The 18,452-nt window shown below is 67.8% G+C and carries 17 protein-coding genes; 4 read left to right on the forward strand and 13 right to left on the reverse strand.

The annotated features are described in order from the left end of the window. Positions 1–46 precede the first annotated feature (46 nt). From IU449_RS11510 to bluB, 4 genes are all read left to right on the forward strand, one after another. Positions 47–1,183, forward strand: coding sequence for a ferredoxin reductase (locus IU449_RS11510; protein WP_195001796.1), 1,137 nt, complete (start codon positions 47–49; stop codon positions 1,181–1,183). 50 nt (positions 1,184–1,233) lie between these two features. Then, positions 1,234–2,574: a fatty acid desaturase family protein gene (locus IU449_RS11515; protein ID WP_195001797.1), complete on the forward strand. Its 1,341-nt coding sequence runs from the start codon at positions 1,234–1,236 to the stop codon at positions 2,572–2,574. A 110-nt stretch (positions 2,575–2,684) separates the two neighbouring features. Next, positions 2,685–3,935 carry a fatty acid desaturase family protein gene (locus IU449_RS11520; RefSeq protein ID WP_195001798.1) on the forward strand — a complete coding sequence of 417 codons (1,251 nt, stop codon included), beginning with the start codon at positions 2,685–2,687 and terminating at the stop codon, positions 3,933–3,935. Positions 3,936–3,984: 49 nt separating this feature from the next. After that, the gene (bluB, locus tag IU449_RS11525; RefSeq protein WP_195001799.1) at positions 3,985–4,674 is read left to right on the forward strand and encodes a 5,6-dimethylbenzimidazole synthase; all 690 of its coding nucleotides are present in this window, start codon (positions 3,985–3,987) and stop codon (positions 4,672–4,674) included. A 123-nt stretch (positions 4,675–4,797) separates the two neighbouring features. Here the strand turns inward: bluB and IU449_RS11530 are convergent, their stop codons facing one another. From IU449_RS11530 to IU449_RS11590, 13 genes are all read right to left on the reverse strand, one after another. After that, positions 4,798–6,090 carry an acetyl-CoA C-acyltransferase gene (locus IU449_RS11530; RefSeq protein ID WP_195001800.1) on the reverse strand — a complete coding sequence of 431 codons (1,293 nt, stop codon included), beginning with the start codon at positions 6,088–6,090 and terminating at the stop codon, positions 4,798–4,800. A 151-nt stretch (positions 6,091–6,241) separates the two neighbouring features. Then, a complete protein-coding gene (gene hpf, locus IU449_RS11535; protein ID WP_195001801.1) occupies positions 6,242–6,907 on the reverse strand; it encodes a ribosome hibernation-promoting factor, HPF/YfiA family in 666 nt (221 codons plus the stop codon). A 311-nt stretch (positions 6,908–7,218) separates the two neighbouring features. Then, positions 7,219–7,863, reverse strand: coding sequence for a ComF family protein (locus IU449_RS11540; protein ID WP_195001802.1), 645 nt, complete (start codon positions 7,861–7,863; stop codon positions 7,219–7,221). A gap of 110 nt (positions 7,864–7,973) precedes the next feature. Next, complete coding sequence (gene lpqB / locus IU449_RS11545) at positions 7,974–9,785, reverse strand: MtrAB system accessory lipoprotein LpqB (RefSeq protein WP_195001803.1); 1,812 nt, start codon at positions 9,783–9,785, stop codon at positions 7,974–7,976. Next, positions 9,782–11,644: an MtrAB system histidine kinase MtrB gene (gene mtrB / locus IU449_RS11550; protein WP_416382163.1), complete on the reverse strand. Its 1,863-nt coding sequence runs from the start codon at positions 11,642–11,644 to the stop codon at positions 9,782–9,784. The genes lpqB and mtrB overlap by 4 nt, the downstream gene beginning before the upstream one ends. 41 nt (positions 11,645–11,685) lie before the next feature. Continuing rightward, positions 11,686–12,363, reverse strand: a complete 678-nt coding sequence (mtrA, locus tag IU449_RS11555; RefSeq protein WP_067863212.1) for an MtrAB system response regulator MtrA — start codon at positions 12,361–12,363, stop codon at positions 11,686–11,688. 135 nt (positions 12,364–12,498) lie between these two features. Then, positions 12,499–13,155, reverse strand: coding sequence for a dTMP kinase (locus IU449_RS11560; protein ID WP_195001804.1), 657 nt, complete (start codon positions 13,153–13,155; stop codon positions 12,499–12,501). Next, positions 13,155–14,639 (reverse strand): adenosylhomocysteinase, encoded by a 1,485-nt coding sequence (ahcY, locus tag IU449_RS11565; protein ID WP_195001805.1) that lies wholly within the window; start codon positions 14,637–14,639, stop codon positions 13,155–13,157. The genes IU449_RS11560 and ahcY overlap by 1 nt, the downstream gene beginning before the upstream one ends. A 108-nt stretch (positions 14,640–14,747) precedes the next feature. Next, on the reverse strand, positions 14,748–15,947 hold the full coding sequence (locus tag IU449_RS11570) for an alkane 1-monooxygenase (protein WP_195001806.1): 1,200 nt from the start codon (positions 15,945–15,947) through the stop codon (positions 14,748–14,750). A gap of 149 nt (positions 15,948–16,096) precedes the next feature. Then, positions 16,097–16,717, reverse strand: coding sequence for a TetR family transcriptional regulator (locus IU449_RS11575; protein ID WP_416382130.1), 621 nt, complete (start codon positions 16,715–16,717; stop codon positions 16,097–16,099). Between the two features lies 1 nt (position 16,718). After that, positions 16,719–16,901, reverse strand: a complete 183-nt coding sequence (locus IU449_RS11580; protein WP_195001807.1) for a rubredoxin — start codon at positions 16,899–16,901, stop codon at positions 16,719–16,721. Further along, a complete protein-coding gene (locus tag IU449_RS11585; RefSeq protein ID WP_195001808.1) occupies positions 16,898–17,071 on the reverse strand; it encodes a rubredoxin in 174 nt (57 codons plus the stop codon). Before IU449_RS11585 ends, IU449_RS11580 begins: the two co-directional genes overlap by 4 nt. Further along, on the reverse strand, positions 17,068–18,303 hold the full coding sequence (locus IU449_RS11590; RefSeq protein WP_195001809.1) for an alkane 1-monooxygenase: 1,236 nt from the start codon (positions 18,301–18,303) through the stop codon (positions 17,068–17,070). The genes IU449_RS11585 and IU449_RS11590 overlap by 4 nt, the downstream gene beginning before the upstream one ends. Positions 18,304–18,452: the final 149 nt, after the last annotated feature.

Raw genomic sequence — 18,452 nt, forward strand, 5'->3', positions numbered from 1 at the left:
CGACGACAACACCGCGACGACCGAACAGAAAGACGAAACAGCGCCGATGGTTCTGAAGAATGTCCGTGACTGGCTGGAGGCGCCCGCGGCGAATGTCGCCGAGCGCGGAGGCCGGCTCAATGTGCTGCGCGGCGCCGTCGCCCGGGTCACCACCCCCCTGCTGCCCGACGACTATCTGCACCTGGCCAATCCGCTGTGGTCGGCGCGCGAACTGCGTGGGCGCATCGTCGACGTGCGCAAGGAGACCGCGGACTCCGCGACCATCGTCATCCGGCCGGGCTGGGGTTTCGACTTCACCTATCAGCCGGGTCAGTACATCGGCATCGGCCTGCTGGTGGACGGTCGCTGGCACTGGCGTTCCTACTCGCTGACCTGCCCGCCGAACTGGAGCTCGCCCGAGCACGGCGGCAAGAAGGTCATCTCCATCGCGGTCAAGGCGATGCCGGAGGGCTTCCTGTCCAGCCACCTCGTCGGCGGCGTGCGGCCGGGCACCATCGTGCGTCTGCAGACCCCGCAGGGCGGTTTCGTCATGCCTTCCCCGCCCCCGCCGAAAGTGCTGTTCCTGACCGCGGGCAGCGGCATCACCCCGGTGATGTCGATGCTGCGCGCGATGGACCGCCGCGACGGCATCGCCGACGTGGCGCACCTGCACTCCGCGCGGTCGGAGCAGGACGTGATGTTCGCCGCCGAGCTGCGCGCGCTGCACGAGAAGCATCCCGGCTTCGCCTCGCATCTGCGGCTGACCGCGGAGCAGGGCAAGTTCGCCCTGGCCGATCTCGACACCGAGTTCCCGGACTGGCGCGACCGCGAGACCTGGGCATGCGGGCCCGCGGCGATGCTCGACGAGATCGAGAAGCACTGGCAGGCCGCGGGCCTGTCGGCGAAGCTGCACGTGGAGCGTTTCGAGATCGAACGTTCGGCGGTCGGCGAGGGCGGCACGGTCACCTTCGGCAAGTCCGGGCGCAGCGTCGAAGCCGACGGCGCGACCAGTCTGCTGGAAGCGGGCGAGTCGGCCGGTGTGCAGATGCCGTTCGGTTGCCGGATGGGCATCTGCCAGACCTGTGTGGTGACGGTGGCCGAGGGCCACGCACGCGACCTGCGCAACGGCGACGAACGCCGGGCCGGCGACAAGGTGCAGACCTGCATCTCCGCGGCGGCCGGCGACTGCACGCTCGATATCTGAGCCTCCGCGTACCCTCGACAGCAACGTCCAGCCACAGAAGGGACTGGCCGGTGGCCATCACCGATATCCAAGCTTTCTCCCACCTCACGACCACCGACATCGAAGCACTCGGCCACGAGCTCGACACGATTCGCCGCTCGGTGGAGCAGTCACGTGGCGAGCGTGACGCGAAGTACATCCGCCGCACCATCGCCGCCCAGCGCGGACTCGAGGTGGCGGCCAGGGCCGTGCTGTTCGGCAGCCGCAATCGGTGGGCTTGGCTCGCGGGAACCGCGATGCTCTCGGTCGCCAAGATCATCGAGAACATGGAGCTGGGCCATAACATCAGCCATGGTCAATGGGACTGGATGAACGATCCCGAGATCCACTCCGGCACCTGGGAGTGGGATATGACCGGCCCTTCGGCGCAGTGGCGGCGCGCGCACAACTACTCCCATCACACCTACACGAATGTGCTGGGCAAGGACGAGGACCTCGGCTTCGGCATCCTGCGTATGACCAGGGACGAGCCGTGGCGGCCGATCAATCTGGCGCAGCCGGTGGCCAATCTGATCCTGGCGGCCACCTTCGAGTGGGGCATCGCCTTGCACGACTGGGACATCGAGAAGCAGCTCTCGAACACTCCGCGTCGGCAGCTCCTCTCACCACCGAACCGGGAATTCGCCCGCAAGATCCGCCGTCAGGTCGCCAAGGATTTCGTCATCTATCCGGCGTTGACCGGACCGGCCTGGAAGTCGACGCTCAAGGCGAACGCCACCGCCAACCTGGTCCGCAATCTCTGGGCATACGCGGTGATCTTCTGCGGGCATTTCCCCGACGGCGCGGAGAAGTTCACCACCGAACAGCTCGAGGGCGAGACGCAGTCCGAGTGGTACCTGCGCCAGATGCTGGGCAGCGCGAATTTCGACGCCGGTCCCGTGATGGCGTTCATGAGCGGCAACCTCTGCTACCAGATCGAGCATCATCTGTTCCCGGATCTGCCGAGCAATCGGTATCCCGAGATCGCCGAGCGGGTGCGCGAACTCTGTGACAAGTACGACCTGCCCTACACCACCGGATCCCTGGGCAAGCAATACCTGCTGGCATTCCGCACCATTCACAAGCTGGCGCTGCCCGACCGCTTCCTCAAGCGCACCGCCGACGACGCGCCGGAAACCTCGTCCGAGCGCAAATTCGCCGGTATCACGTTGCCGCACACCGAACGCTGGGGCGAGCACAATCGACTGATCACCGACCCGGTGACCGGACAGCGGCGTGGGCTGCGATCGGCCATCCAGGAAGCCAAGATCGTGCTCGAGGAGAAGGCGCGCTCCGAAAAGCAGATGCTGCGGGAGAAGAAAGCCGCATTGAAGGAGCTCAAGCGCTCCAGGATGCGCGCCCGCCGCAGCTGAATTACCATGCCCCGACCGCGAATACAATGCGGGATTTGCCACAGCCGGATGCGGGATCTGCCACACATCCGACAACCTACGCTCTCGTAACTTACGGTACTGTAACCACCATGGCGATCTCGGATGTCAAGGAGTACGCGCACCTCACCGAGGCCGATGTAGAGGCCCTCGGTGCGGAGTTCGACGCGATTCGACGGGAAATCGAAAGTTCGCGCGGCGAATCGGACGCGCGCTATATCCGCAATGTCATCAGGCTGCAACGTGGCCTCGAGATCAGCGGTCGCGCGGTCCTTTTCGCCAGCCCGCTGCCGCCCGCGTGGCTGGCAGGCGCGGCATTGCTGGGCGTGGCCAAGATCATCGAGAACATGGAGATCGGTCACAATGTGATGCACGGCCAGTGGGACTGGATGAACGACCCGGAAATCCATTCCAGCACATGGGAATGGGACAACACCGACCCGTCCAAGCACTGGAAGCACACCCACAACTACCTGCACCACAAGTACACGAATGTGCTCGGCATGGACGACGACATCGGCTACGGCCTGCTGCGCGTCACCCGCGACCAGCGCTGGAAGCCGTTCAACCTCGGTAACCCGGTCTACAACCTGATCCTGCAGCTGCTGTTCCAGTACGGCGTCGCGATCCAGCATCTGGAACTGGGCAAGGTGGCCACCGGCCGTATCAAGCCCGGCACGCCCGAGCGCGCGGAATTCGAGCGCAAGCGCTCGGAGGTGCTCGAGAAGGTCGGCAGGCAGGTCCTCAAGGACTACGTGATCTTCCCGGCGCTGACCGGCCCGGCGTTCTTCTCCACGCTCACCGCGAATATGACCGCGAACGTGATCCGCAATGTCTGGTCCAACGCGATCATCTTCTGCGGCCACTTCCCCGACGGCGCGGAGAAATTTACCAAGGCGGATGTGGACAACGAGAGCCGCTCCGAGTGGTACCTGCGCCAGATGCTGGGCAGCGCCAATATCTCCGGCGGCAAGCTGATGCATTTCATGTCGGGCAACTTGAGCCATCAGATCGAGCACCACCTGTTTCCCGATCTGCCGAGCAACCGGTACGCCGACATCGCGGTGCGGGTGCGCGAACTGTGCGACAAGTACGACCTGCCCTATACGACCGGCTCGTTCCCGGTGCAGTACTTCAAGGCCTGGCGCACCATCGTCAAGTTGTCGCTGCCGAACAAATACCTGCGTCACACCGCCGACGACGCCCCCGAGACCGCCTCGGAGCGCCGCTTCCACGGTGCGACCGCGCCCACCTACGACCCGGTGACCGGCAGACGGCAGGGTCTTCGCACCGCACTGGCCAAGCAGGGCCGCCGGTTCGCTCGGCGCTTCGCACCGGCCTGAACCGCACCGAACGCAGCACGCGCGTCGGCGTCCCTGGTTGACTGAGACGGTGAACCAGGATCAAGTCGGCCTGTACGAGGCCATTCGGACGCGGCGCGACGTGCGCGCGGAATTCACCGGCGAGGTCGTCGACGACGCGGTGCTGTGGCGGCTTCTCGAGGCCGCGCACCGCGCCCCCAGCGTCGGCAATTCCCAGCCGTGGGATTTCGTCGTCGTGCGCGACCCGGCGACATTGCGGCGGTTCGCCGACCACGTGGCGGAAAAGCGGGTCGCGTTCCGCGATGCGCTCCCGCCGGAGCGCGCCGCCACCTTCGAACCGATCAAGATCGAGGGCATCGTCGAGAGCGGCACCGGCGTCGTGGTCACCTACGACCACGAGCGGGGCGGTCCCCAGGTGCTCGGCCGGGCCACCGTCCCGGAAACCGGCATCTTCTCCACCGTGCTGGCCATCCAGAACCTGTGGCTGGCCGCCACCGCCGAAAAGATCGGCGTCGGCTGGGTGTCGTTCTACGACGCCGACTACCTGTCCGATCTGGTCGGCCTTCCCGAGGGCATCCGGCCGGTCGCCTGGCTGTGCGTGGGGCCGGTACGGGAGTTCCAGACCGTGCCCGATCTGGAACGCTTCGGCTGGCGCAGCGGCAGGCCGCTCACCGAGGCCATCCACCACGAGAAGTTCGGGACAGGCCTCGGCGCGTCGGCCGCCGGAGCGGAGATCGTTGCGCCGGAGACACATTCCTGACCTGTGGCGCGCCGCGGCTGGATCGGCGGGCGTTCTGGGCCGAATGCGTCCCGACCGTGAGAACGGCCCGGGCGCCGCACTCCCGTCTCCCGCCCGCCGGTCAACCTGCCGAGGAGCGGACGCTCAGACGGCTTCGAGTACCGCCGACGCCCCGATCCCGCCGGCCGCGCAGATGCCCAGCAGGGCGGTCTGCTTACCGGTGCGAGCGAGTTCGTTGGCCATCGTGATCACCATGCGGGCGCCGGTCGCGCCGAAGGGGTGACCGAGGCTGACCGAGCCGCCGTGGACATTGAGCTTGTCCGGATCGATCGCACCGACAGCGGTGTCGCGATCGAGGCGGGTCGCGGCCCACCGTTCGTCGGCCAGGGCCCGAACCACCGACAGCGTCTGGGCGGCGAAAGCCTCGTGGATGTCCACGAAATCGATGTCGGCGAGGGTCAGGCCGGCTTTGTCCAGAGCGCGGGGCATGGACACGGCCGGGCCGATGAGCACCTGGTCGGTGGGGTCGACGCTGACGTAACTCCAGGAACGGAACGCCGCAAGCGGCTTGTAGCCCAGTTCCCCGGCTTTCTGCTCGCTCATGAGCAGGACCGCGGCGGCGCCGTCGGTGAGCGGGCTGGCATTGCCCGCGGTGACAGTGCCGTTCGCGGCGAAGACGGGCTTCAGCTTCGCCAGCTTCTCCAGGGTGGTGTCGGCCCGCACGAGACCGTCGCGGGCGACCTCCGTGCCTTCGGGGGTGCGGACCCGCAGCACCTCGTCGTCGAAGCGGCCGGAGTCGATGGCCGCGGCGGCGCGGTGGTGCGAGCGCAGGGCGAACTCGTCCTGCTCGGCGCGGCCGACGCCGTGGATGCCCGCCATCTTCTCGGCCGACTCCCCCATCACCTCGCCGGTGGTGCGTTCGGCGATCTCGGGCCTGCGGGGCAGGATGTCGGTGAACGGCGCGAGCTGAGCGGCCGCGGAGAGGTAGTCCCTGAGCTTCGGCTTGCCCAGTGCCAGCGGGGCTCCCGCGTGGACGAGCTTCTGCGGCAGCTTGATCTCGGCGTTGGAGGTGGAGTCGCTGCCGCCGGCGATCATGACGTCGTATTCGCCGCGCTCGATGGCCGCCGCCGCGGTGGTCACCGCCTGCAGGCCCGACGCGCAGGCGCGGGTGACCGTGTGGCCCTCACAGCCCGGGTCCAGTTTCAGGTCGAGAGCGATCTCGCGGGCGATATTGGGGGCTGCGCTGGGCAGGATCACCCCGCCCCACACGATGGACTGCACGTCCGTGCCCGGCAGGCCCGTGCGCTCGAGCAGGCCGCGCACGGCGGCGTCGGCGAGAGCGATGGAGTCCATCGTGGTGAAGTCGGTGAACGCTCGCACGAAGGGCGTACGCGCACCACCGACGATCACGGCGCGCCGAGCAGCCTTGGCAGCCATAGGAGTTCCTCTCCCCGCGGGTTCAGCTCTACCTCGAACTTACTGGGCGGTCAGGAATTTGGCCAGGGGTCGCGCCGCGCAACCGGAGCCGGGCTCACGCAGGCCGACGGCCCGTCGCCGTGTTCGTGGCGACGGGCCGTCGAGAGCTGTCCTACGCGAGCCTGATCAGGCCGTAGTCGTAGGCGTGGCGACGGTAGACCACCGAAGGACGGTCGGTCTCCTTGTCGTGGAAGAGGAAGAAATCGTGCCCGACGAGTTCCATCTGGTAGAGCGCGTCGTCGACGGTCATCGGTGTGGCGGTGTGGACCTTGGTACGCACGATGTGGCCCGGCCCGAGGTTCTCGGGCGCTTCGACATCGTGGGCGACATCGTGGGCGTGCGCCGTCTGCCCGTCCGGACTACGCGTGAACAGCGCGTCGTCGAGCAGGCTGGCGGTGGCCTCGGCGACCGAGAGCGGCGTCTTGTCGCCGTGGTGCACGCGCCTGCGGTCCTTGGTGCGCCGCAGCCTGCTCTCCAGCTTGTCGGTCACCGACTCGAAGGCCGCGTAGAAGCTGTCCGCGCAGGCCTCGGCCCGGACGATCGGCCCCTTGCCACGAGCGGTGATCTCCATGCGCTGGCACGCCTTGCGCTGGCGGCGGTTGCGCTCGTGGAACAACTCCACATCGAAGAGGAAGATCGTCGGATCGAAACGCTCCAGCCGGGAGAGCTTGTCGGACACGTGAATTCGGAAGTGGTCGGGTACTTCCACATTGCGCCCCTTCACCACGATCTCCGCACGGTTGGGCCGTAGCTGCTCGGCGGATTCGTCTGGTGCCATCGCGGCGGGCGTCGTATCGCGCTCCGGCGCATCGATGGTCGAGGGTTCTTTCACTGAAGGTCGTGAAGACGTCACGCGTACCTCCCGGATCTGGCCGCACCGATCTTTGCGTGTGCGGCGGGGTTGAGCCGTACCGTGGCTGACTGATTCCGGCGATGAGAATTCACGGGCTCCATTCGACCCGTTCACGCCGCGAATCACACGGCACGAAGTTTCCGAGGCGCCACCTCCAAACTCCCGGTTCGGGTGTGTGATCGCGACGGTAGTCCGACCACGGGAGGTTTGCCACTGTTCACGCAAATTTCCTCGAGTCAAGCAACACACGTCACGAAAAAGGCCACCACGGGCAGGCCGGAAGCCCGCAGCACCCGCACCGACTCGGCCGCGGTCGCGCCGGTCGTGAGCACGTCGTCCACCACCACGACCTCGCATTTCGCGCTCCAGCCCGCCCGCGCGCGGGTGCCCGGCGCCAGCGATACCCGGCCCCGCAGATTGTGCCTGCGCTCACCCGGCGACAGGCCCACCGAGTCGTGTACCCCGCGCCACACACGCAGCATCGGAATCGTGCGGCAATCTCGCAGCCATCCGGTCGCAATACCGGCGACACGAACCACCGGATCTCCCCCGCGCACACGGGCGGACGCGGATCGGCTGGGCGCGGGCACCAGCAGCAGCGGCCGCCCCGGCGTGCGCAACCGGGCCAGTCCGCGGGCCAGCGCGAGACCGAGCGGCCGCGCCAGATCGCGGCGGCCGCGCTCCTTGATCGCCAGGACCGCCGAACGCGCGGGGCCGGTGTAGGGCGCCAGCGCCCAGCACGGGACACCGGGATCGGTCCGGGGACGCACGCGCAGAGGCGGACCGGACAACGCCTCGTCGCAATCCGCGCACCAAGCCGTGTCCGCGCGGCCGCAACCGCCGCAGGCCGCCGGGAGGATCAGATCCAGCAGGGTTCGCATGGGCCGAGTGTGCGCGCACCCCGGCGTCCGAACGACCGGCGAGCACCGGGTTGTCCACAGCCGCAGCGGTTGTGGACAACCCGGCCCGTCCCGAAAGCTCGGCCGGGAGGTCAGCCGGGCAGTACCGGGGTGGCGTCGTTGCCGACCAGGCCGGGCACGTCGGTCCAGTAGGTCGGCTCGCCGGCACTGCCGGTCAGTTGCAGCACCCCGCGCGCGTCGGCGACATACTGGGCGCTCGCGGCGGCGGCGACCACACGCACCGGCGGAGTCAGGTTCGGCGAGGTGACCGGACGCCACTCCGAGCCGTCGATGCGCACGGTGGACACCGGGTCGATATTGCCCTCCCTGGCGATCAGCAGGGTGTCCCCACCGACCCAGCTCAGCGACACCGCGCTGCTGCTCAGGCCGACCGCGACCGGGACCGGCGTGGTCAACGCGTAGCCGCCGTCGGGGCGGCGTTCGATCAACGCCACGTAGACCTTGCCGTCGGCGATGAGGGCCGCGCGGACGCCGGTACGGGAGATGCGCAGTTCGGTGATCGGCATCCGCAGCGTCGGCCCGGACGGGTCGGAGGTCAACCCGCTGATGTCCACACCCTGCCTGGACACGGTGTTGGTGGCGCTGTCGCGCACCGCCCTGATCACCTGCGTGCCGTCGATCACCGCCCATGCCGCGCTGCCGTCGGCGTTCCAGGAGGGCCGTGAGATGGTCGTGCCCTCGGCGACCGGAATGGCCGTACCGCCGTAGGTGCCCACCATCAGCGTGCGCTGCGGCTCGGGCGCCGGGCGGCCCGCGTCGGCGACCGCCGCGACGAGTTGGCCATCCGGGGACAGCGCCGCCGAGCGCAGATTGTCGACCGTGCCGAAGTAGCCGGGGACGTCGACCACCCCGCCGTCGGTGACCTGTGCCAACGTGCCGCCGCGCAGAGCGTGCAAGCCGGTGCGATCGGCCGCGCGCACCGACGGGTCGAGGTAGTCGACGTCGCCCACCGTCCAGCCGGCGACCGCGAAACGGGAGTCGAGCGGCTGCCCGTCGGCCAGCAGGATGTAGGGCCCGGGAATGTCGGCCTTGGACAAGGTGAGCACGACCTGCCCGGCCAGCATCTCCTTGTCGCGCTGATTCAGCTCGCTCGCGCCCGCGAAGTCGATGCGCACGCCGCCGAGCCCGAGCCCGACGTCCTGCGGGTCGCCGTTGGCCTTGGTGATCGGGCCGCGCAGCGTGACCGGCGGCGCCAGCCGATTGCGGACCACCGGCGCCAGCGTGTCGTTCGGCCCCTCGATGAGCAATCCGAGCAGCCGTTGGGTCAGCTGGTTCTTCGGCACCGAGAGCCAACGCAGGTCCGGAACCGCCGCGGTGCCGGCCTGATCGGCGAAATACAGCACGTACCGGCGATAGGACTTGGCGAACGCGGCGGTGTCCATGACCACGCCCGGTGGCAGGGACTCGATGCGCCATTCGCCGTCGACCTTGACCAACTCGATCTTGTTCTCGAGCGTCGGCTCGGTGACCGCGCTGTACGCGCCGTCGGCGGACAGCTCGGCGACCCGCTGGGCGCGGATCCGGTAGACGGCCCGCTCGCCCTCGCGCGATTCCAGCAGGGTGTCGGGACGTTCCACGATGGTGGTACTCACCGTGTCGTCCCATTGCGCCGACGCCGCCGGGGTCATGTACTGGCGGGCGGCCAGATGCCGGTTGGCCGGGTCGGCGGTGGCCGCCAGGAAATCGCGCAGCAGCAGATCAGGGTCGCGGCCGGAGATCGGCGGGGTCGGCCCCTCGGCAGCGGGCTCCCGGTCGATGGTGCGCAGCGCCTGCGGGGCAGAGGATGCCGGCAGGCTCGCGCAGCCGGTCGACACCATCGCCACGATGAGCAACAACGCGGAGAGCCAGGTACGACCGGAGGACCGGACAGCGCGCATCGTCATGACTGTTCACCTCCACGTTCGGTGAGCACGTGGCCCCCGCCCGCGGAATCGGACGAACGTCCGCCTGCGCCGTTCTCGCTCGGGACAGGAGGAACCAGCCCTTCGGTCTCGACGGCATCGGTATCGGCGGCGGTGTCCGAGTGCATTGTCCGGCCGGTTCCTTCCGACCCGACCGGGGCGGCGGGCGCGCGGAGCGCGGGCCGGGATGTCGGCGCTGTCGGGATGTCCACCGGGTCGCCCTCGATCGGCACCGGATCGCAGGCCCGCGGCGGCGACTTGCGCACCGCGGCCTCCAGCGGCAGCGGGCTGATGCCCATCTTGCGACCGCGCGTCATCGGCAGCGTCAGCCGGAAGCACGCACCCACGCCGAGCTCGCCCCACGCCTCGAGCCTGCCCGCGTGCAGATGGGCATCCTCGACACTGATGGACAAGCCGAGGCCGGTGCCGCCCGAGCGACGCATCCGGGAGGGGTCCGAGCGCCAAAACCGGTTGAAGACCAGCTTGTCCTCGCCCGGGCGCAGACCGATGCCCTGGTCACGAACCACGAACGCCACGGCGTTGGCCTCGGCATCGCCGCGCATCCGGATCAGCACCGGCTTGCCCTCGCTGTGGTCGATGGCGTTGGCGAGCAGATTGCGCAGCACGCGCTCCACCCGGCGCGGATCGACCTCGGCGACGACCGGATCCTCCGGCAGGTCGGTGACCACCTCCACGCCCGCGTCCTTGGCCAGGTGGCGCACGGTGGAGATCGCGGCACGCGCGCACATCCGCACGTCCAGCGACTCCACCTGCAACTCGGCCACGCCCGCGTCGTGCCTGCTGATCTCGAGCAGGTCGTTGAGCAGCCCCTCGAAGCGATCGAGTTCGGTGACCAGCAGCTCGGCGCTGCGGGCCAGCGCCGGATCCAGCTGGTCGCTAGAGCCGTGGATGAGGTCGGCGGCCATCCGCACGGTGGTCAGCGGGGTACGCAGCTCGTGGCTGACATCGGAGGTGAACCGGCGCTGCAGGTTGCCGAACTCCTCCAGCTGAGTGATCTGGTTGGACAGGCTTTCGGCCATCTCGTTGAACGCCTGCGCGAGCCGCGCCATGTCGTCCTCACCTCGCACCAGCATGCGCTCTTTGAGGCGCCCGTCGGCGAAGCGACTGGCGATGCGCGCGGCCGAGCGGATGGGCAGTACCACCTGCCGGGTGACCAGCGCGGTGATGGCGGCCAGCAGGACCAGCAGTACCAGGCCGCCGATCATCATGGTGCCGCGCATCAGCGCGAGGCTGCTCTCCTCGTTGGCCAGCGGGAAGATCAGATAGACCTCCAGCGTGGGCACCTCGGCACTGGGGCTGCCGATGATCAGCGCGCGCCCGTGGTAGCCGTCGGGGTCGGCGACCGTGGCGAACTGGTAGCTGATCTGGTTGCGCTGCACGAAGCGACGCAACTCGGCGGGCACCTCGGCGACCGGCCCGGCTTCGACCTGCTGCTGGGTGGAACCGCCGACCGCGATCAGGGCGGTGTCGAAGCTGCCCGCCGCGCCACCGGAACGGCCCGTGCCGCCGCTGTCGGACACCTCGCCGCGCGCGTCGGTCAGCGTCTTGCGCAGGGTGTCCACGTCGTACACGCCGGAGACCTTGTCCTCGACCACCGCGCGCACCCGGTTGATCTCCTCCTCCGCCGCGTTGACCTTCGCGTCGAGCAGGCGGTCGGTGATCTGACTGGTCAGCACGACGCCGAGGATGGTGATGACGATCAACGACAGCGTCAACGTCGAGACGATGACGCGCAGTTGCAACGAGCGACGCCACAGGTGCCCCGACGCGGTGCCCAGATCGGTGAACCAGGCGCCGATCGGGGCCAGCGACCGTTCCAGTCGTGGAATCACCCCGCGCGAGGCGGGACGCTTCCCATCGGTCACGGCGGTCCGGCCTTGTAGCCGACACCGCGGACGGTCAGCACGATCTCCGGATTCTCCGGATCCTTCTCCACCTTCGCGCGCAGCCGCTGCACATGCACGTTCACCAGCCTGGTGTCGGCGGCGTGGCGGTAGCCCCACACCTGCTCGAGCAGCACCTCACGGGTGAAGACCTGACGCGGCTTGCGGGCCAGCGCCACCAGCAGGTCGAACTCCAGCGGCGTCAGCGAGATCTGCTGCCCGGCTCGGGAGACCTTGTGCGCGGGCACATCGATGAGGATGTCGGCGATCTGGAGCTGCTCGGCGGGCTCGTCCTCGGTGCGACGCAACCGGGCACGCACGCGCGCGACGAGCTCCTTGGGCTTGAACGGCTTGACGATGTAGTCGTCGGCGCCGGATTCCAGCCCGAGCACCACGTCGACGGTGTCGGTTTTGGCGGTGAGCATGACGATCGGCACGCCGGAGTCGGCCCGCAGCACCCGGCATACATCGATGCCGTTCATGCCGGGCAGCATCAGGTCGAGCAGGACCAGATCGGGGCGGATCTCGCGCACCGCCGCCAATGCCTGTGTACCGTCACCGACCACGTGCGGGTCGAAACCCTCCCCGCGTAGGACGATCGTCAGCATCTCGGCGAGCGCCATATCGTCGTCGACGACCAGAATCTTCGGCTTCATAGTTATATGTTGTCATCTCCCAGGCGAGTATCGGGCCGCCACGCCAAATAACGGCGAGCAGCCGAAGGAATATAGGTCGCCGAATTGCCGAAAGCAGCCGAGACGGCACAGGCGAGCCGGAAATCCCATGGAACTTTATCGAGCGATCATCTCGGCCAGACGCGCGGCCAGTGCCGTCGGATCGTCGCCGGGCCGGTATGTCCACCACGGTCCGTACCAGTTCCGATCGGCGAGCTCACGGTACACCGCCAGCGTGCGCCGTTGCAGTCCCCCGTCGCGTTCGTAGGCGTCCAGCGGCCGGTTGCCGTCGAGTTCGGTGCGCTTGCGGGCGCGTTCGGCGGCGAGTTCGGTGTCCACGTCGAGCAGCAGCTGCACGTCCGGTACGGGCAGGCCGAACCGGCCGAACTCCAGATCCGCTGTCCAGCCGACGATCTCGCCGTCGGCGGACTGGTGCAGTCGGGCGGCGTTGTAGGCGGCGTTGGAGGCGACATAGCGGTCCAGGATCACGATGTCGTTGGCGGCCAGCAATTTCGACAGCTCGTCGCGGGCGTCGGCGCGGTCGAGGGCGAACATCAGCGCCATCGCGTAGACCGAGGACGCGAGGTCGCCGTGGGCGCCGTGCAGCGCCTCGGACGCCAGATCCGCGTGCACCGAACGCCCGTAGCGCGGGAAGGCGAGCGTCGCCGCCCGCACTCCCCGCGCCCCGAGCGCGGCGACGACGGCGTCGGTCAGCGTGCGCTTCCCGGCGCCGTCGAGGCCCTCCAGTGCGATCAGCACCTGATGATCGGACATCAGTAGCGGTAGTGCTCCGGCTTGTACGGGCCTTCCACGTCCACGCCGATGTACTCGGCCTGGTCCTTGGTCAGCTTGGTGAGCTGACCGCCCAGCGCCTCCACGTGGATGCGCGCGACCTTCTCGTCGAGGTGCTTGGGCAGGCGGTAGACCTCGTTGTCGTACTCCTGCGGCTTGGTCCACAGCTCGATCTGCGCGATCACCTGATTGGAGAAGCTGTTCGACATCACGAACGACGGATGCCCGGTGGCATTGCCGAGATTGAGCAGGCGGCCTTCGGAGAGCACGATGATCGAGCGGCCGGTCTCGCCGAAGGTCCACAGGTCCACCTGCGGCTTGATCTCGAGACGGGTGGCGCCGGAGTTCTCCAGGGCGGCGATGTCGATCTCGTTGTCGAAGTGGCCGATATTGCCCAGGATGGCCTGTTCCTTCATCGCCTTCATGTGATCGAGGGTGATGATGTCCTTGTTGCCGGTCGCGGTGATCACGATGTCGGCCTCGCCGATGGCCTGCTCGACGGTCACCACGTCGTAGCCGTCCATCAGCGCCTGCAGCGCGTTGATCGGGTCGATCTCGGTGACCTGCACGCGGGCACCCTGGCCGGCGAGCGAGTCCGCACAGCCCTTACCCACGTCGCCGTAGCCGCAGATGAGCACCTTCTTGCCACCGATGAGCACGTCGGTGCCGCGGTTGATGCCGTCGATCAGCGAGTGCCTGGTGCCGTACTTGTTGTCGAACTTGGACTTGGTGACCGAGTCGTTGACGTTGATCGCCGGGAAGGAGAGTTCACCCGCGGCGGCGAACTGGTACAGACGCAGCACGCCGGTGGTGGTCTCCTCGGTGACGCCCTTGACGCTCTCGGCGATGGCGGTCCATTTGCCCTTGTCCGAGGCCAAGCGCTCGCGCAGCAGGTTAAGGAAGACCTTGTACTCGGCCGAGTGGGTCTCGTCCTCGGGCGGGACGATGCCGGACTTCTCGAACTGGGCGCCGCGCAGCACCAGCATGGTGGCGTCGCCACCGTCGTCGAGGATCATGTTGGCGGGCTCGCCCGGCCAGGTGAGCATCTGTTCGGCCGCCCACCAGTACTCCTCCAGGGTCTCGCCCTTCCAGGCGAAGACCGGGGTGCCCTTGGGCTCGTCGACGGTGCCGTGCGGCCCGACGACCACCGCGGCGGCGGCGTGATCCTGGGTGGAGAAGATGTTGCACGAGGCCCAGCGCACCTCGGCGCCGAGGGAGACCAGGGTCTCGATGAGCACGGCGGTCTGCACGGTCATGTGCAGCGAGCCGGAGATGCGCGCGCCCTTCAGCGGCTGCACGTCGGCGTATTCACGGCGTAGGGCCATCAGGCCGGGCATCTCGTGCTCGGCCAGCCGGATCTCCTTGCGGCCGAAATCGGCCAGTGCCAGATCAGCCACCTTGTAGTCGATGCCGTTGCGGACATCCGCGGTCGGGGACGTGCGAGCGGGAAGTTCTGAGGTCGTCATCTGCCTCTCCTGGTTCGGCTGTACCGGTGCAAGGCTAGCGTCGCCTGCACGGCGGACGCCCCCCAACCTACGCACTCGGGTGTCCCTGCCAGGGACCGATCGCCGCGCTCAGGCCGACACGCCGTGAGCGGTCAGGATCCTGGAGCGCTTGCGCGGCGCGATATTGGCGCGCGTGACGTCGCCACCGTAGTGTTCGAGCACCCGGTGATCCATCACCGCGCGCCACAGCGGCGGGATGGCGGCGAACAGGATCATGGTCGCGTAGCCCGCGGGCAACTGCGGAGCGACATCGCAGGTGCGCAGGGTCTGATAGCGCCTGCCCGGGTTTGCGTGATGATCGCTGTGACGCTGCAGATGGAACAGGAAGATATTGGTCACGAGCCGGTCGCTGTTCCAGCTGTCGCGCGGTGAGCAGCGCGCCCAGCGGCCGCCCTCACGCCGCTCCCGCAGCAATCCGTAGTGCTCGACGTAGTTCACCGTCTCGAGCAGACCGGCGCCGATCACCGCCTGCAGCAGCAGCCACGGCAGGATGTGCCAGCCGAAAGCCAGCATGAGTCCGCCGAAGAGAACCACCGTCATCGACCAGGCCTGCAGGATGTGGTTGTGCACGCTCCACCAGGACTTCCCCCGACGCGCCAGGCGCTCCCTCTCCAAGGCGATACCCGAGCGAAAGCCCCCGACCACGCTGCGCGGCAGGAACTCCCACAGCGACTCGCCCAGCCGGGCGCTGGCGGGATCGTCGGGCGTGGCCACGCGCACGTGATGACCGCGGTTGTGTTCGACGAAGAAGTGGCCGTAGCCGGACTGGGCGAGCGCGATCTTGGCCAGCCAGCGTTCCAGGCTCTCGACGCGATGGCCCAGTTCGTGGGCGGCATTGATGCCGATACCGCTGACCAGGCCGAGCGTGGTGGCCAGGCCCGCCTTGTCGAGCAGGCTGAGTTCGTCACCCGCCCACATGGCCGAGGCGATCATCAGCCCGATCATCTGGACGGGCAGGAACAGGAAGGTGCACCACCGGTAATAGCGGTCGTTGGACAGCCGCTCGTAGTCCTCGTCGCGGGGATTGCTGCCGTCCTCGCCGACCGCCCAGTCCAGCAGCGGGATGATCACCAGCACGATGATCGGCCCGATCCACCAGAAGAACTCCATGCCGGTCCGCAGCACGAGCTGGGAAGGCAGCAACGCGGACGCTGGGGCGATCAGCCCGAGAATCCAGAGGTGGCGTTTGGGATCCAGCGCAATCGCCGATTTGCCATCCGTTTGCAACTTTGCCCCGCTAAATGAATCCCGACGACATTGCAAGGACATACATACAGGGTCACCGGCCGTTACAGGGTGCCCACCCCCGAAAATGGGGTCACGATAACACTCGATCAGTCGGTTCGACCGACCTACAGCGCAAGATCAAAGCATACAGCACACGTCCAGCAAAGCGAAATTCGAGGAGAGCAGGTCCACTAATTCGCCTCCCGAGCGGCCAGAATTCCGGCCACGTACGGACTCAGCAAATCCGCCAGCTCGGCCGGTCCGTTGCGCCCCGGACCGGGCGGATTCGGGATGTAGCTCAGCGCGATCCGCACGAGCGCGTGGGCGAGCACATCGGCCTCGGTGGGGGTGGCCTCGACCCAGCTGTCCACGAACACCGCTGTCAGCCGCGCGGTCGCGTGCTCGACGAGCGGTCCCGCGTCCAAGGTGATCAGCCGCAGCAGATCCGGCTTCGCCTCCCCGGCCAGCAGCGAGCAGACCAGCGGATCCGTCGCCGCATCCAGAAAGAAGCCGGACAACCCTTCGCGGATCGCGGCGCCCGCGGCGCCCACGTTGGCCGCCACGGCGGCGCCCACGTGATCGACCAGGTCGTCGGCCAGACGCAGGGCATAGCCCTGCGCCAGGCCGGCCCGTGAGCCGAACTCGTTGTAGACGGTCTGCCTGCTCACCCCCGCGCGTCCCGCCACATCGCCGACGGTGATCTTGGACCAGTCCCGCTCGGTCAGCAGTTCGCGCATCGCGTCCAGGATCGAGGCGCGCAGCAGTTCCCTGCTCGCCTCCTGATACGGCGAGGACAGTCCGCGGCCCGCCACCTCAGGACCGCTCGATCTCGACCATGAAGAAGTCGGACTTGGCCGCGCCGCAATCGGGGCAGGTCCAATCGTCGGGAATGTCGTCCCAGCGGGTGCCCGCGGCGATGCCGTCCTCCGGCCAGCCCTCGGCTTCGTCGTATTCGAAGCCGCATTGGACGCATTGATACACCTTGTATTCGGTCACAGCGCTACTCCCACCGGTTCGAAATCGATCTTCTCACGGACTCCGCAGTCCGGGCAGCACCAGTCGTCGGGCACGGCCGTCCACGGGGTTCCCGCCGGAAACCCCTCGTGCGGAGCGCCTTCGGACTCGTCGTAGACGTAGTCGCACACGGGGCACCGAAAAGCGCTCATGCCGAAGCCTCCGCCCCGTATCGGGCCAGCACCCTGTCCCTGGTACGTGGATGGATGTTCGCACGGGTCACATCACCGTCGTAGTGCGCGAGCACCCGCTTGTCCATCACCTTCCGCCACAGCGGCGGGAAGTACGCCAGCATGATCATGGACGCGTAGCCGCTGGGCAGGTTCGGCGCGCCGTCCCAGCTCCGCAGCGTCTGATACCGCCGGGTCGGATAGGCGTGATGGTCGCTGTGGCGCTGCAGATGGTACAGAAAGACATTGGTGACCAGGTGGTCGCTGTTCCAGCTGTGCGTCGGGGCGGCTCGCTCGTAGCGCCCGGAGGCGGCGCGCTGACGGGCCAGCCCGTAGTGCTCGAGATAGTTGACCACCTCGAGCAGGCTGAATCCGAACACCGCCTGCAGGATCAGCCAGGGCACCACCCCGACCCCGAACACCGCGATCAACACCGCGTACAGCACCACCGACATCGCCCAGGCCTGCAGCACCTCGTTGCGCCAGGTCCACGGCCCCGTCCCGATCCGCTCCAGCCGTGTCTTCTCCAGCCGCCACGCCGAGAGCACACTGCCCTTGACGGTGCGCGGCAGGAATTCCCAGAACGACTCGCCCAGCCGCGAACTGGCCGGGTCCTCGGGCGTGGCCACCCGCACATGGTGGCCACGGTTGTGCTCGATGTAGAAGTGGCCGTAGCACGTCTGGGCCAGCGCGATGCGCGAGAGCCAGCGCTCCAGGCCGACCTTCTTGTGGCCGAGTTCGTGCGCGGTGTTGATGCCGATGCCGCCGATCAGCCCGACGGTGATCGCCAGACCGACCTTGTCCACCACGTGCAGGCCGCCGTCGATGCCCAGCCAGCCGAGGTCGTTCGCGGTGATCAGGTAGCACGCCATGACCAGGGCGGCATATTGGAATGGCAGGTACAGGTAGGTCAGATAGCGGTAGTAGCGGTCGTTCTCGAGGTGGGCTATCACCTCCTCCGGCGGGTTCTCCCCATCCGGGCCGATGAACCTGTCGGCGAGCGGGATGACGATGTAGAGCAGGATCGGCCCGAGCCAGAAGGGCACATGGGCCAGACCGTGCAGACCCCCTTCGTTCAGTAGCCAGATCAACGGCAGGCCGATGGTGAACAGGCCCGTCGGCACGAACAGGCCCCACAGCCAGTAGTAGCGCTTGCGGTCGCGCCAGTCGGGGGTCTCGACCGTCCGGTCGGCCGCGTCGGCATCAGTAGACATCGTCGTCTCCATTCGGGAACGCTTGTGACACGCGTTACATACGCCATGGACAATACGACGATTCCTGTCGATCGTCTATACAAATCGTGAAATTTGTACAGCTGTGACTCGCGACGCCGGACGCGGCTGGACCGTGACGATCCCCGGAA

The sequence above is a fragment of the Nocardia higoensis genome (assembly GCF_015477835.1).
Classification (GTDB): domain Bacteria; phylum Actinomycetota; class Actinomycetes; order Mycobacteriales; family Mycobacteriaceae; genus Nocardia; species Nocardia higoensis_A.

Excerpts from the sequence above, each read along its gene's own strand:
- IU449_RS11520 (WP_195001798.1), top strand. The coding sequence starts at position 2,685 with ATGGCGATCTCGGATGTCAAGGAGTACGCGCACCTCACCGAGGCCGAT.
- mtrA (WP_067863212.1), bottom strand. The coding sequence starts at position 12,363 with ATGAAGCCGAAGATTCTGGTCGTCGACGACGATATGGCGCTCGCCGAG.
- IU449_RS11510 (WP_195001796.1), top strand. The coding sequence starts at position 47 with ATGGTTCTGAAGAATGTCCGTGACTGGCTGGAGGCGCCCGCGGCGAAT.
- IU449_RS11560 (WP_195001804.1), bottom strand. The coding sequence starts at position 13,155 with ATGTCCGATCATCAGGTGCTGATCGCACTGGAGGGCCTCGACGGCGCC.
- ahcY (WP_195001805.1), bottom strand. The coding sequence starts at position 14,639 with ATGACGACCTCAGAACTTCCCGCTCGCACGTCCCCGACCGCGGATGTC.
- IU449_RS11570 (WP_195001806.1), bottom strand. The coding sequence starts at position 15,947 with ATGTCCTTGCAATGTCGTCGGGATTCATTTAGCGGGGCAAAGTTGCAA.
- IU449_RS11590 (WP_195001809.1), bottom strand. The coding sequence starts at position 18,303 with ATGTCTACTGATGCCGACGCGGCCGACCGGACGGTCGAGACCCCCGAC.
- IU449_RS11585 (WP_195001808.1), bottom strand. The coding sequence starts at position 17,071 with ATGAGCGCTTTTCGGTGCCCCGTGTGCGACTACGTCTACGACGAGTCC.
- IU449_RS11540 (WP_195001802.1), bottom strand. The coding sequence starts at position 7,863 with ATGCGAACCCTGCTGGATCTGATCCTCCCGGCGGCCTGCGGCGGTTGC.
- IU449_RS11530 (WP_195001800.1), bottom strand. The coding sequence starts at position 6,090 with ATGGCTGCCAAGGCTGCTCGGCGCGCCGTGATCGTCGGTGGTGCGCGT.
- lpqB (WP_195001803.1), bottom strand. The coding sequence starts at position 9,785 with ATGACGATGCGCGCTGTCCGGTCCTCCGGTCGTACCTGGCTCTCCGCG.
- hpf (WP_195001801.1), bottom strand. The coding sequence starts at position 6,907 with ATGGCACCAGACGAATCCGCCGAGCAGCTACGGCCCAACCGTGCGGAG.